Source organism: Acinetobacter sp. YH12046, from assembly GCF_013419905.1.
Lineage (GTDB): Bacteria > Pseudomonadota > Gammaproteobacteria > Pseudomonadales > Moraxellaceae > Acinetobacter.
Genome location: NZ_VOZF01000003.1, coordinates 24,549 through 37,431 on the forward strand (window position 1 = coordinate 24,549; position 12,883 = coordinate 37,431).

At 43.2% G+C, this 12,883-nt stretch carries 23 protein-coding genes; all 23 read right to left on the minus strand.

Annotated features, from left to right (window positions below):
- Positions 1 to 35: 35 nt before the first annotated feature.
- Positions 36 to 437: a J517_1871 family lipoprotein gene (locus FTU03_RS03080; RefSeq protein WP_179992013.1), complete on the minus strand. Its 402-nt coding sequence runs from the start codon at positions 435 to 437 to the stop codon at positions 36 to 38.
- 9 nt (positions 438 to 446) lie between these two features.
- Positions 447 to 878, minus strand: a complete 432-nt coding sequence (locus tag FTU03_RS03085; RefSeq protein ID WP_179992014.1) for a hypothetical protein — start codon at positions 876 to 878, stop codon at positions 447 to 449.
- Between the two features lie 64 nt (positions 879 to 942).
- Positions 943 to 1,218, minus strand: a complete 276-nt coding sequence (locus tag FTU03_RS03090) for a hypothetical protein (RefSeq protein WP_306669514.1) — start codon at positions 1,216 to 1,218, stop codon at positions 943 to 945.
- A gap of 32 nt (positions 1,219 to 1,250) precedes the next feature.
- Complete coding sequence (locus tag FTU03_RS03095) at positions 1,251 to 1,583, minus strand: phage tail assembly chaperone family protein, TAC (RefSeq protein ID WP_179992015.1); 333 nt, start codon at positions 1,581 to 1,583, stop codon at positions 1,251 to 1,253.
- Positions 1,580 to 2,062 (minus strand): phage tail tube protein, encoded by a 483-nt coding sequence (locus tag FTU03_RS03100; RefSeq protein WP_179992016.1) that lies wholly within the window; start codon positions 2,060 to 2,062, stop codon positions 1,580 to 1,582. Before FTU03_RS03100 ends, FTU03_RS03095 begins: the two co-directional genes overlap by 4 nt.
- A gap of 68 nt (positions 2,063 to 2,130) precedes the next feature.
- Positions 2,131 to 2,352, minus strand: a complete 222-nt coding sequence (locus FTU03_RS03105) for a hypothetical protein (RefSeq protein WP_179992017.1) — start codon at positions 2,350 to 2,352, stop codon at positions 2,131 to 2,133.
- A 3-nt stretch (positions 2,353 to 2,355) separates the two neighbouring features.
- The gene (locus tag FTU03_RS03110) at positions 2,356 to 2,727 is read right to left on the minus strand and encodes a DUF3168 domain-containing protein (RefSeq protein ID WP_179992018.1); all 372 of its coding nucleotides are present in this window, start codon (positions 2,725 to 2,727) and stop codon (positions 2,356 to 2,358) included.
- Positions 2,724 to 3,182, minus strand: a complete 459-nt coding sequence (locus tag FTU03_RS03115; protein WP_179992019.1) for an HK97-gp10 family putative phage morphogenesis protein — start codon at positions 3,180 to 3,182, stop codon at positions 2,724 to 2,726. Before FTU03_RS03115 ends, FTU03_RS03110 begins: the two co-directional genes overlap by 4 nt.
- Positions 3,183 to 3,208: 26 nt before the next feature.
- A complete protein-coding gene (locus tag FTU03_RS03120) occupies positions 3,209 to 3,484 on the minus strand; it encodes a hypothetical protein (protein ID WP_179992020.1) in 276 nt (91 codons plus the stop codon).
- A gap of 104 nt (positions 3,485 to 3,588) precedes the next feature.
- Positions 3,589 to 3,918 carry a phage head closure protein gene (locus FTU03_RS03125; RefSeq protein ID WP_179992021.1) on the minus strand — a complete coding sequence of 110 codons (330 nt, stop codon included), beginning with the start codon at positions 3,916 to 3,918 and terminating at the stop codon, positions 3,589 to 3,591.
- A 146-nt stretch (positions 3,919 to 4,064) separates the two neighbouring features.
- On the minus strand, positions 4,065 to 4,355 hold the full coding sequence (locus FTU03_RS03130) for a head-tail connector protein (protein WP_179992022.1): 291 nt from the start codon (positions 4,353 to 4,355) through the stop codon (positions 4,065 to 4,067).
- Positions 4,352 to 5,794, minus strand: coding sequence for a phage portal protein (locus FTU03_RS03135; RefSeq protein ID WP_179992023.1), 1,443 nt, complete (start codon positions 5,792 to 5,794; stop codon positions 4,352 to 4,354). Before FTU03_RS03135 ends, FTU03_RS03130 begins: the two co-directional genes overlap by 4 nt.
- 10 nt (positions 5,795 to 5,804) lie before the next feature.
- A complete protein-coding gene (locus FTU03_RS03140) occupies positions 5,805 to 5,972 on the minus strand; it encodes a hypothetical protein (protein ID WP_179992024.1) in 168 nt (55 codons plus the stop codon).
- An 83-nt stretch (positions 5,973 to 6,055) separates the two neighbouring features.
- Positions 6,056 to 7,390 carry a phage major capsid protein gene (locus FTU03_RS03145; RefSeq protein ID WP_179992025.1) on the minus strand — a complete coding sequence of 445 codons (1,335 nt, stop codon included), beginning with the start codon at positions 7,388 to 7,390 and terminating at the stop codon, positions 6,056 to 6,058.
- A complete protein-coding gene (locus FTU03_RS03150; protein ID WP_179992026.1) occupies positions 7,387 to 7,995 on the minus strand; it encodes an HK97 family phage prohead protease in 609 nt (202 codons plus the stop codon). The genes FTU03_RS03145 and FTU03_RS03150 overlap by 4 nt, the downstream gene beginning before the upstream one ends.
- A gap of 54 nt (positions 7,996 to 8,049) precedes the next feature.
- Entirely contained in the window at positions 8,050 to 9,729 is a 1,680-nt protein-coding gene (locus FTU03_RS03155; RefSeq protein ID WP_179992027.1) for a terminase large subunit, read from the minus strand.
- 4 nt (positions 9,730 to 9,733) lie between these two features.
- Entirely contained in the window at positions 9,734 to 10,186 is a 453-nt protein-coding gene (locus FTU03_RS03160) for a terminase small subunit (protein ID WP_179992028.1), read from the minus strand.
- 114 nt (positions 10,187 to 10,300) lie between these two features.
- A complete protein-coding gene (locus FTU03_RS03165) occupies positions 10,301 to 11,080 on the minus strand; it encodes an AAA family ATPase (protein WP_179992029.1) in 780 nt (259 codons plus the stop codon).
- Positions 11,081 to 11,085: 5 nt separating this feature from the next.
- Entirely contained in the window at positions 11,086 to 11,283 is a 198-nt protein-coding gene (locus FTU03_RS03170) for a hypothetical protein (RefSeq protein ID WP_179992030.1), read from the minus strand.
- Positions 11,284 to 11,336: 53 nt separating this feature from the next.
- The gene (locus FTU03_RS03175) at positions 11,337 to 11,825 is read right to left on the minus strand and encodes a recombination protein NinB (RefSeq protein ID WP_179992031.1); all 489 of its coding nucleotides are present in this window, start codon (positions 11,823 to 11,825) and stop codon (positions 11,337 to 11,339) included.
- 19 nt (positions 11,826 to 11,844) lie between these two features.
- Positions 11,845 to 12,051 carry a hypothetical protein gene (locus FTU03_RS03180; protein ID WP_179992032.1) on the minus strand — a complete coding sequence of 69 codons (207 nt, stop codon included), beginning with the start codon at positions 12,049 to 12,051 and terminating at the stop codon, positions 11,845 to 11,847.
- Between the two features lie 34 nt (positions 12,052 to 12,085).
- Positions 12,086 to 12,361, minus strand: a complete 276-nt coding sequence (locus FTU03_RS03185; protein WP_179992033.1) for a hypothetical protein — start codon at positions 12,359 to 12,361, stop codon at positions 12,086 to 12,088.
- Complete coding sequence (locus FTU03_RS03190; protein WP_004731361.1) at positions 12,354 to 12,527, minus strand: hypothetical protein; 174 nt, start codon at positions 12,525 to 12,527, stop codon at positions 12,354 to 12,356. Before FTU03_RS03190 ends, FTU03_RS03185 begins: the two co-directional genes overlap by 8 nt.
- Positions 12,528 to 12,883: the final 356 nt, after the last annotated feature.

A 12,883-nucleotide genomic window follows, 5' to 3' on the forward strand; every position in this document is an offset into this window, starting at 1 on the left:
CGCCCTTTCGGACGCTCTAGAACCATTAAATACTTCTATAGATTTTTTTCACAATAAGGTGATGCATTGGTTAATCTCGGATCGGGCTTATAATTAAATGTAGCAGATCCTAAATAGTTAACTTTCAGTGTAAGCTCTTCATTGGTGTTTTTAGTAATGGTTTGTTTTAATCCATTCTGCATATACATCACACCGTCAGCAATTTTAAGCTTTTCTAATGTATTTGAATCACCATAACTTGAACACATTAATCCGGTTCCATCACCATTAAATTTAAATGTCACTAGATAAGGGCCATTGTTGCCAGACCAGTACCCATTTAATGAATTATCATTAGGCAGAATGGTGGTGAAATTATTTTTCAGCATATCGCTGGTTGGGCTAGCGCATCCAATCAAACCCAGACATGCAAACCCTGCAAATAGTATTTTTTTCATACCCATTCCTTAAAGCAAATTATTGGTGTTTGTAATAGCTAGCTTTACACCATAACTACCCTCACCATCATCGTCAAGCCAACCGCCATCGATAACTGCTGGAACTGTTTTATTTATTACTCTTCCAGCTAATTTAGCTGCCTCAACCTTACTTATATAACCAACGGTCAAGCCATTAATCTCAACTTTAATTGCATTTTTATCATATTGGTTAAATGGATCTGACGAAACGTTTGCATAACATTCAAAAAACTTTGATTCTTCTTCTTTTGGTCCTGCTATTTTTTTTAAATTATTTTGATATGCTTGCTCACCCACAATGTTGTACGCGTATGAAATGTTGTTTGGGTTTGGATTTATACTTGTTTCACTTGCTGCCTTTTTAGCTTTCAAAACATACCAAATAATCACACCAACAATTACTGCTATTACTATTTCCACACCCCACCCCAAATATTTGTTATTCAGGACAAGATACTAATTATTAGGTGAAAAAGAAACCAAGCTAACCTGATTTCTTCTTAATAGCCTGCATGCGCTGCTCTTCAAAGGACATTTCTGGTTCATCCTCGTGAGGCATGTAATCATACGGATTGACTTCAACCTCTGGCCCAACATTATGTTGTCTATATTGAGCCATTAAAGCACCTATACTTTGCTCAATCCTGCGCCCTATGAAGAGTGAGCCGCGTTTATTTCTAAATGCAGCCCATTGTGAAACCTCAGCATTCGTCATGCTTAATTTGGCTTCAGCAATCGTGCGACCACCAACCCCATTCAAAACCAGTTCACACCAGAATTCATCATCCAGTGTTAGTCTGACTTTCCCTCTTCATCTAGAGGCGCTTTTTCAATACCAAGAATCGCATTGAAAATTGCTGAAGCTAGTGATTGAGTAAAGTTTGCGGCAACTTGTTTTTTGGTTAAATAAGCCTTGCCGCTTTCATCAACTAAAGCAGCAGAAATCCATTCAGCAACCACATCTTCCCCTTTATTCAAGCGAGTAAATAGTGGCTCTGTCACAGCATAAGGCAATTGTTTGATAGAGATTTCGACAGTTTCTTTTTTGCCGAAATGCTTAAATTCAACAGTCTTGTTATGGATTTCACTTACAAGTGAGCCTTGAATGATTTCATTTAACTTCACGGAGCCACCACCTTAAATTCATCAGTTACTTCAGTTTGGCGTTTCATTGGAATGGTGTGATTTACCAGCGCATCAGCATCAAATACCGGAGAGCCTTTGCGCAGAATTGCACGGAAAGATGACCATGTACGATCTTCTGGGAGTGTCACGGTATTTCCGGAAACTGTTGGTACAGATTCACCATCAGACCAGCCCACATAAACACCTACTTCTGCACGCTCAGCCGCAAGCTGCAGTAAGGTCATGTGAGTTGCGTTTTTAGGATCAGTATCAATCTGGATTGAACCTTCACCCGGTGTAGTTAAACCCCAATCCGAAGTTGCTGTGGTTTCTTCTTCCAGACAGGTTGTATTGATTTCTGTAGTACTGTCATCGCCAAGCACCAGGGCTTTGATGCAGTTCATTTTTGTTAGTGTTGGGGTTGTGCCATGTAAAATCCATACATGCGTACCCTGAGATAAAACACCTTTCTTCGCCATGAGTAGCTACTCCTCAATTTTAGGCATAAAAAAAGCACCCGATTGGGTGCTATGTGGAAATTTGGAATTTAGTTGCGTTTATATTCGACGCATTCTTGATTTGACTGTGGCATTAATTTGCCACCGATAATTACATTGGTTATGCGTGTTTCAGTTTTAACGCAATCCCATTCGGATTTATTTAATTCCATTTTTGGATTGGTAGATTCTTGCCAGATCACATACACCATAAGGCAGGTGAAAGCTGCAATCAGAAGAACAACTATTAGCGCTACAATTTTGTCTTTCATAACCTATCTATCCAAAAACCAATTCGCATCAAAGCCGCGACCAAAAATATTGGTATCGGCAATGCGTTCAAAATGGTTCGGGTGAATATTGGTGACATAGCAATGTGGCTCTAAAGCCTTTCTGATTGCAGCACGGATATCGGATGCTCTTTTCTGCTGAGTGTCGTAAACCACAATCTGGAAGGACACATGATCAAGGTTAGCCGGGCAATCCAAATTGTTTTCAGGATTGGCTGTGACCACCGACCAGACTGCATAAGGGTATGCTGTGCCACTTGGTGCAATATCTTCCCAGACCTTTAAAGGGCTGGTGCCGAGCAATGCTGTGACTTCAGGACTAGCTTTCAGTGTCGGAACTACGGGTAAAATGTTCATAATTTTGCGAGTTCCTTGTCGATTTCTTTATTGAAGTTTTCAGCAAAGCTATTGGTTACGGCTTGGATGTTGTTTTGCAGTGCTGGGCGCATGAATGGAGTTGGTGGATTATGTACAGAGCCAAACTCCAACCAACGCCAGTGACGCGTATCACCACCGCTTGTATTGGGTGGATTTGGATTAGAAAATGACGCACCACCTCGCACACCGACACGCATTATCACTTCATTTGGGTTTCGTGTTTTCCCTGCGCCAATGGCAATATTTTTCCAAATCTTTTCGCTTGTTTGCGGATCATCCAAAGCTTTAGCATTAGCTCTTGCCGCATCACGAACAATTGCCATGGCTTTACGCATTGAACGCCTTGCAGCATTCTTCATCAAGCGAGGATTTGCCAGTCTTTTAAGCTTTTCCTGAACTTCTTCCAAGCCTTCAATATTAAATTCTACTGACATAGACGCCTCGCATTAAAAAACCCGCACTAGGCGGGCTGTTTTTCAAAAATAAATTCCACTTCCATATAGCGCATGGGTTGGTCGGGATCTACTTTCTTAAAATCCAATATTTTTAGCGAATAGCTATTTTCATTCTTAGGCAACACTATGTCATCAATACCACCAATAGAAGTACTTACGCCTATTTGCTGCCACTCCATAATTGCGATAGATGTAAACTTACTACCTAATTCAGCATTTTGGATTTTGGTAATTTCTTCAGGTTTGAACCATTTTTCGAGTTCAATAATATTTTTATTCATTTGCACCTCTGCAAAACCTGATTAATGAGTGCGGAAACTACTCAGGTTAAGCAGCTTTCGGTGATCAGCCTATCCGCTTAATAATCATACCAAAATCAGCACAATTAAGACACTAAAGACAACTCCAACGTCATATAAATCCGACCATTTTCATTGTCTGGTTTAGGTGGTGATACGATCTGGAAGGTCTGTCCATCAAATAAAACACGCATACCAGTATCAATATCTTTGCGCTTGCGCAGTTTTAGCCGTGCTGTGGTTTCTGATCCTGCTGCCTTGGCATTAATGGAGTCTTTTACAGAAAGAAAATCCAGTTTACCCCAGAGCTTTTTGAGCTCAGTCCAGGCTTCAGTTTCATAGTTGTATTCATCATAGACCGTGGTTTTATGCTGAATCGTTACACGGTGGCATAGTTCGCCGGCACGTTGGGCCATACAACCTCCTATATTCTTCGTGGGGGTGCTTTTGGCTCACCAACTACTTTCTTGTGGCAAGGCTGATATCCACCACCTAAACGCACATTCTTACAGGCCCAACACGGGCAGCCCATTAATTTTTTTAGCCACTTCATAAAACCACCTCAAATCGCTGTAGGCTTACGATATGGATAAAGCAGGCTTTGTACTGGCATCGGCAGAAAGTTGCCGTTTACCGGCATTTCCTGCTCAGCGTTGCGGTACTGGTCCCAATATCCACACAGCAATAAAATTGCCTGATGAATTGCTTTAGGATAATCAGATTCAAACTCATCAGTGATGTAATTCAACACCACCGAATCTGCTGCATCCAAATAACCCTGAAGCATCAAGTCATTTGAATCATCGTCATAGCGCAAATGCTCTTTTAGGGTCTCAAGGCTTACAATACTCATTCTCCACCCCATTTCTTTTGCGCTAATTTGAAGTTTTCATGGCTAAATTCGCCCGAATGATCCCTTTCACAGTGCCATAATGAGCCTTTATGAGTCACAAACTGGCCTGATTTATACTGGTTTTCAGCCTTAAAAATGCCTTGATATTGGCTTTTTTGGTCTGAATTTTCGGTATTTTGAGGCGTATTTGGTGCAGATTTACCAAAAGGATCTTCTTTCTGGTCACGTTTAGACAATGCTTCCAACGAATAGTTCTGCTGTTGCATATAAACCGTGTCACCGCCTTCTAGTGGGCCTAAGCCAAGCTTTTGACGCGCTTCATTCGGTGTCATGATTGCTGCACCAACACCTTCTTTAAGTCGCTGCATCTGGGATACTGAATCCATGCGGATTAGTGTATCCAGATCAAGAAAGGCTTCCAGATTGGAGTCTTTAAGCCCCAGGCTTTCATCAAGTAGGTTTTCACGTGATTCAATCAGGCTTTGTAGACAGTCTGAATAATAGATTTCATTCAGATCTGAAACTTTTTGACCTGCCGGAATGGTGCCAATACCCAATTTAAATTGAGGTACATGGAAAACAGCGCAAATCACTTCATTTGTCATTCGCATCTGTTCAATCAACTGGGAATCTGCAGCTGAAACGGTAATGGCTTCAAATTTCAGACCATCGCCAACTACTGCAGTACAACCAGCATTGGCTCCACCGTAATTTTCGTTCCACTGCTGTTTTACAAACCTTGCCTTTTCTTCAGAGATTGGCCCGGGTGCTGTCAAGATCCCACCTGGTCGGCTGTTATTTCTGAAATGGGTGCGCTGGCTTTTCTGAATCTCTAAGCCATGTCCTGCTGCTACCGCACACGCTGTAATCGGTGATAAACCAACGAGCGGATGATAGAAACAGTTAATGCGGTCATGAATGATTTCGGATGCCGGCACGACTTCATGCGATGTCTGATTGAGTCGATCATCGTTAAGCTGATAAAAAACATCACCAGCATCACTAATCAATGGTTTCGTCAGGTCAGGGTTTAACACTTTCAAGCCGACAACTTTGCCTGAGAAGATATCCCGCACCTTCATCACATAGGTATTACCGCGAAGCAATAATGATGTGGTCCATTGTTCGCTAAATTGCTGCCATGTCTGATAATGATTTGGCTTTTTTAGAACATTGAATCGCTCTGGAATATCTTGATCAATCCAGACACCCTGCTGCTTCTTTTTCAGCAGAATCGGCATCTTGCCAATATCTTGCGAAATCAATGAAACGCAGCTAAAAACCGCATGGTGTGCTGCCAAATCTTCCCGGGTCAGCTCATCATTCTTTTGCCAGGCACCAGAATAAGGCTCATGCACAAATAAAGAAGTCCACCCTTGGTTTGAATGGACTCCTTGGAGGGATTTCTTTTTACCAAATAAATTTCCGAAAAAGCCCATTCTTTACATCCTATTCTTTGGTTTTATCTTCTTTTTTCGCTTTTGGTGCTGCTTTTTTCGGTTCTGTATAGACCTCTGCAACACCAATTTTGAGCAGTACATTTGCCTGAAAATCAGGAACCTCTTTCACATCCCCAACATTGGAATCGTGGGTCGTTTTTAAATATTTAATCTTCATAGACTGTTCCTATAGCTAAACAATTGTGATGCTTAGATATAAAAACAGCCCCGATTAAGGAGCTGTTTTTGAGCATTTATAGATTACGGTGTGCTGTAATCAAGGAATGCTGCTGCGATTGGACGACGTTTTGCCCAGGTGATGAACTTCTCAACACGTACCGCAAATTTGTTTTCTTGCCATAAGTAGTGAGTCGTATCACCATCAACCAGAGTTGCTTGGTCAGAGTAAGAAACATCTACGCCACCATCCTGAGCAAGCAGGATTTCAGAAGTTTTAACAAGAATAATCTTGTCGCCAACAGTCTGCGAGGTGATAACCGGAATGCCCATTAAGGTGCGTTCACCACGTAAAGCCATGCCTTGGAAGTAAGTGCCGCCTAGAGCATCACGTAGCAAGCTGATTTGTGCAGCACGTGTTTCTGACATGATGAAGTACGAACCATCAAGTGAAAGGTTTGCAGTCACAAAACTATTAATCAGAGCCAATAGGTCAGCTTCGTACGCTGCCGCAGTAGTGCCGGTATTTGCTGTTGCAGTCACAGCATTTAAAACACCAGCAGGACGAACAGCCGTGCCAGCAGTCGCATCAAGGAATGTGTTGTCAATCAGTGTTGCAGTTGCAGCGATTAAGTCATCACGAACCAAAACATCGACAGCAGGATCAGAGCGACGCATTAATTCCTGTGTATACACAGTAATTGCAGCAAGTTTGTGTTCCTTGATTTCAACTTCGTTGAAAGTTGGGTTTGTTAAAGGTTTTTTGGCACCCTCACCTACCCATGACGCAGTACCAGCAGTTGTTTGACTTGGGATTTTTGAATTAAATGGCACCGCACGGAAGCCGTTTAATTTATCGAATACTGTTGCAGCGCGAAGCATTTCAACAAATTCACCTACCAGGCGGTTTTCGGTAACAAGTGATGCTGCAAAACCAGAGTCTGTAGTAGTGCCCAAAGTTGCCTTTGTCACAAGGTCCTGAACCTCATCACCAAAGCCAAGCTGTTTTGCCATGTCCACTGGTGTGATGTAGTGGCCTTTTTTGGCCTCAAGTGCGGCTGCAAGTTTCGCTCGGGCATATTGAGCAAAGCCAATACCTTTAGCTAAAGGCACGATTTCAATTTTAGAATCGTTGCCTTCAGGGTTCGGATTGCCTTCAGCTGAGGCTTTTGCTTGTGCAGCGGTTTGGCCAGCAGCAGGAGTTGCATTTTTTGCAGCATCTTCTGCCTGTTTGATCATGTCTTTAACGCGGTCAATGTTTTTCTGAATAGTAGCGATTTCAGCATCAATTGCATCAATCTGCTTTTCTTCATCTTCGTTTGGCGTTTGACCACCATCAAGTGCTTTGGTTACGATGCCTTGCTTTTCAGCATTCTTTGCAGCAAGAGCATCAAGCAATTGTTTTAAATATTTATTCATAATTTCACTCCACCCTTTGTTGGGCAATTCAATTTGACTACTACGTGTTTTTGTTCTGCCGAATCGCCAGCAGGGGTCTTTTCTACTTTCGGTTTTTGCGGCTCGTCACCAATCGCGGATTTTTCTTGCTGCTCGAAAGATTTAGAAATCGATTTAACTTCTGTGATGGATGCTTCTGCATTTGCTGGGATAGTTACGGCTGATAATTCAAACCACTCCCACTCTTTAAAATGCAGACCCCATGAACGCGGAATGTCTTCAACTGTGAGGCCACGAAAGCCAATAGATAGACCTTTGACCAGACCTGACTTAATGGACTGCCAAGCCTCATCAATGCGGTCCTTTAATTTTCCTTCTTCTTCAATCTTGGCAATCTGAACAGTCACCTCGATGCCTTTGTCTGTCACCACAGCTTCAGTGACTTCGCCAATTGGCTGTGAGTGCATGTGCTGCCAAAGGAAAGGAATAGGCAAAGCGAACTTGGCACCTTGCGGATCCACAATATCGTCTGCTCGATCCGGGCTTGGGGTTGAAGCAATTCCCTTAATAATTCGTTGCTCAGCATCAAACGACTTGACCTGTAGCAAGCTGTAAGCTTTTTTCATTGGATACCCCAATAAAAAAGCCCGCTTAATGCGAGCTTTGGTTAATTGATTTGGTTAGATAAAGAAGACGTTATATTCTTTTTCGGCCTGTTCAGGGTTCATCGACATTAAGGCTACCGCGTTAAACGTAGCAATCAATGGGTCAATCTTCCCGACACCCGATTCCTGTTTGCTGATCATCATGCCGTTACCCTTCACGACTGCACGCGCATTACCAACACACCAAGTCATTAAGCCTTGGCCTGCATGGTAAAGATTACCTTCAGCTAATTTTCGTTCTGTAGTGAGGATATAGCCCATCAACTTAAAGCCCTGCTGGACCGCAATAAGCTTATCTTCAGGAATGTCAGCACTAAGCAGGCCATCCAGTAGACCGCCAAGCCCTTGTGGATCTAGGCCGATTTTGTCAAGCTTGCCAGAATCAAAAATCTTCTTAGCAATGGCCGCCAACTGATCAATGTCATCACCTACACGCTCAACAATCGTCAAACTACCTTCTTTTTCGTAGTCAGCGTACTTTGGAGCATTCTCTTTACGTCTCTCGACTGCAGTCTTATTACACCAAGCATGATTCCAGAGCCACCAGATTCGAGAATTTCCTTTTAGCCTACCAAGAGCACTAAACCCTAAAAGATCGTCGAGCCCCCCACCATCCACACCTAGTGTGATTAACTCTGATTTCTCAATCAGTCGATCCAGCGTGATAGTGTCTCTAGCCTGTTGCAGCCAATATTCAGCACCCGCCCAGCGATTAGCACGTAGGTTTAGGCCAATTGGTACGTTTAAGTGTTTTGCAAGGAAGTCACGCAGAGATTCTTCGCCAGCGTCTTTAACCTTTTCAAACTCATTAACCAGGTAATCCAGATCAACCGATGCACCTAAGTTTGGATTGGTGACATAGAAGTTTTCAGGTTTTAAGTGCTCACCTGCCTCAAGCATCCACTCAGGAAACTCGTAGATTAGCGGCAAGAACTGAGGATTGACCTTTACACCGTCCCGAATATCACGCGCATAGTCCAGCAGCTGCTTAAATACACCGCATGGAGTTTCATCCGACATGGTAGACAGGTAGATCACACAACCTTCAGGCCGTGATGCCAGACCACCTTTTGCTTCACGAAACATCGATTCAGCGTTTGAGCGTTTCCCAAACAGCCAAACCTCATCAATCAGGATGATTGAAGCCTTTTTACCCGCAGCAGCATTACTTTCCGCAGCAATCACTTTTAAGGTCGCATTGGTACCCAAGTGAGTGACTGTTTTGGTGTGCTCGGAGATATTGAACATTTCCTGTAGTTCGGGATCTGCTTTTATAAAGTCTCGGATCGGGTTAAATGAGTTATCAGCAACCTCTTTTGTCGGTGCCAGAATGATGAGCTCAGCCGACATACGATCATTTAAGATCAAGGCCACCATCATGATTCCAGCTGCAATCGTTGACTTGGTGTTTTTCTTGGATATCAGCAGAAAGAATTCACGGATTAAACGCTTCTTCTGCTCTGGGTCATAAGCACCAAAGATTGCCCGGACAAATTCGATCACCCATAGCAATGTGACTTCGCCCATTTTTGGGCTACCCATCACATCGACCAAGATTAATTCTTTAAAAATCCGCTCTGCTACATCGGCCACTTCTGGAAAAAGTGGCTCACATGGCATGAGTGACTTTTTAGCGACAATACGTTCCTCCCAGTCTGGGCAGGATGTTGTCCATTCTGGGAGCATTGCTGACATAAATTTAACTTCTCAATTGTGAACCCAACGTTCCAAACTTTCCGCCTTGAGTGGCTTTTTTGGCCTCATCAGCCTTGGTTTCTTTTTTGCCTTTCTCAGCAACCTTGCCGTGGAAATATGGAAGGGCTGCTTTTGCTGCATCCATTCGCAATTTCATGTCTTCAACTGGATCAGTCCAGATCTCTTCCAGAAACTTTAGTGGGTCAGCACGGCTGCCAGCAGTCTCAATATCTTTTTTGGTAACAATTGGTCGCGGCTCTGGTTTAGCGTCAGCTTTAACCTCGGTGTTAATCTTGAGTCTTTCGATGTGCGCAACCACATCGGGGTCTTTGGCTAATCTCGATCCAGCTTGTGAAGCTGATTCGGGACTGTAACCCGCGAAAATAGCGGCCTGCTTGTTATCTGCACCATCATGTTTAGATTGGGCAAATGCCTTCTTTTTTGCTGTTAAAGCCATAAGCCCTCCTTTAACATATTTGTGAAATGGGAAATTTTTTTATACGTGGGTCGGCTGGTGGTCAGGATTTTTCAATCGTTTTTTAAGAATCTTTTACCCCCCACCATCGGGAAATCAAATCTCCCATTTACCAACCGATTGAATCTGCTTCTGTTTAACCGACATGGTTCTTCTTTCATCATTCATAATCCTTTCAATGCATTCTTCTTTTGATGTCTCCATGATATGCACTGAGGATGGTTGAAGCTTAGAGACCCACCATCGTCGCTGTGCTGGAGTTGAGCCTGTAAGAATGAGATAGCCACTCTGATTATGCTTAGACATCTGTAGCAGCAAGCTGTTGCGCTTCCTGACAGCCAGTGCAAAGTCCTGCTTATTGCCTTTATAGATTGGCTTACCACCAATGTCAGCAATCATCTCATCCAAGTCGAGGACCACATCATTAGGCTTGGCATGCTCCTTCACCCATGTAGACTTGCCCGAACCTGCACAGCCGAACACGATTGTTAAGCGAGGTATTGGCTCTAACCAGTCAGGCATGAACACGTATGCTGTACTGTTCTTCGACCCTACTTCTTCACGCTGCTTGATAGATGAGTGACAGGACATGCATAGGCTTTGGTGGTTGTCTGTATTCCAGAATAGATCCTGATCACCACGATGCGGTTCAATGTGATCGACCACCTTGGCTTCAGTTACTCTATCTTGCTCCAAGCAGTACACACACAATGGATTGCGCTGTAAGAAGCTTAAGCGATACTTCTGCCACTTGTACCCATATCCACGCTCTGCCGTAGTCTTGCTATCACGCCATGAATCACTGACCTGTTTGATTGGTCTCGGTGCCTTCGGTGTCATCGCCTGTAGTTTGCTTTGCAGTCTGGGTAGTTTCATAACCATCAATCCAAATAAGGTGACTTCTTAGGCTCTTCCTCATCACCTTCCAACTGAATCAATAGCTCATTGATCTGAGCATTCTGTTCATTGTTGATCTGAATGACTTGGGCCACTTGGCTTATTAGTTGATTGTTCTGCTCGATTAGCTTTAGAAGTAAGTCGTTCGATGCACAACCGCATTCTTTCTCTTGATCGCTCATATTGTTTCTCTATCCATTTGCGTCTTGCTTCACAGCCTTGGCATGTCATTAACCTACTCCTGATAACACCACTTCAAATCATCCGGCACAGTCAAATGCACATGCAGCTGAGTCACAGCAAAGTCATGCACATAATTCAAATACTCGGTCATTTGCTTCACTGTCGCCTTGGTTGTACTGCAAAGCCTGATGACCTGTTCACCGATAGCCTTATACTCATCTGGTTCGGTTTGCTTCACCCTGGCAATGGCATGACACATTTCAGCAAACTGCTGGTCATCCCGACGATAGATATAAATCAGGAATTTCTTCTTGAACTCGTAATGGAGTGAATCTTCATCCTGACCAGTCTTTCTTCTAATCTCACCAATCCATTTCCAGTAAAGCCTATTCTGCGCTGCTGACCGCTCATCTGGTGTTTGATTGATCCTCACCACCAACGGCTTACCACTCTCAATCGCCTGAGTGTAATGGGTGTGCATGTAGTTGATGGCTTTGGTGATGTCGGCATGACTCTGGATAGGAAACACGGCTTTTTGCATTTCCTGCTCCTGCCATTACTTAAAACAATTCAATCCGACTAACAAGCAATGTGTAATACCAATTCATTGCATCGTACTGCTCGCTCAACAAAGTCCAATTCTTATCATCAATGAAAGTTGGCTGCTCTTTTTGCAGAAAATCACGCAACTTATCAAGTCGTTCTTTGAGTTGATCTTTTTCTTCAACTACGCGCTGCTCATGTGGTTGTAGTTCTTTATTACTCATCTTCTTCTCACATAAAAAAGAGCTATCTGCTCAGTTAAAAAATCTCTTTGTCTGTTTGACTCAACATCCGATTCACTCTCATCAACCACTGATCAAACATCGCTTCACTCTCTGCCCGATTACCCAATTGAAAGGTATCGAACCGATGGTGACAGGAATGGCATAGCGGCACGGTGAACTCATCACTGGCCTTAATCGATCTACCCTTACCATGCTTGGCACTATTTGAATGTGCAGCCTGACTATTGGGATTACCGCATCGAATACATGGCAGCTTTCTGATTGCTGCTAACCGTTTGGTATCACGCATACAGCGCTTCACGCAAATTCTTAATCCGCTCTTTCAACTTAATCATGATGCCATCGATTGCCAGCAGCTCATTACGCGTCAGGCCGGATCTACTGAGGTTCTGATACTTAGACAGCTCAGCACTGCAAAATTCTAAGTCTTGTTTAGCTTGTACTTTGTCTGTCATAGGTATCACCAGTCTTGTTCTTCTTCATCGAATTTTTTCACTTCAATGCACTTGTATGTTTTCGACCCAACAAAAAAGCCACCTAGCCGCTCACATTCATTTGCCACGTAGATATGCGTATACCAACTGCAAATAACCCATGCCACGATAAAACCAAGTAAAAATTGCCACACGGTCACCACCAATAAGAAAAGAAAAACCCCTCAACATCTAGAATGCGAGGGGCTTTGTTTGCCGTAATACGTTCGGCTAGTGTCACCGAAGTGACAAGGGTTTATTCATCCAGCCATTTACCACACTTACGGCATTCGATCTGGATAAAAATATCAGAGTGATAATCGTAGTGATGAAAGCAG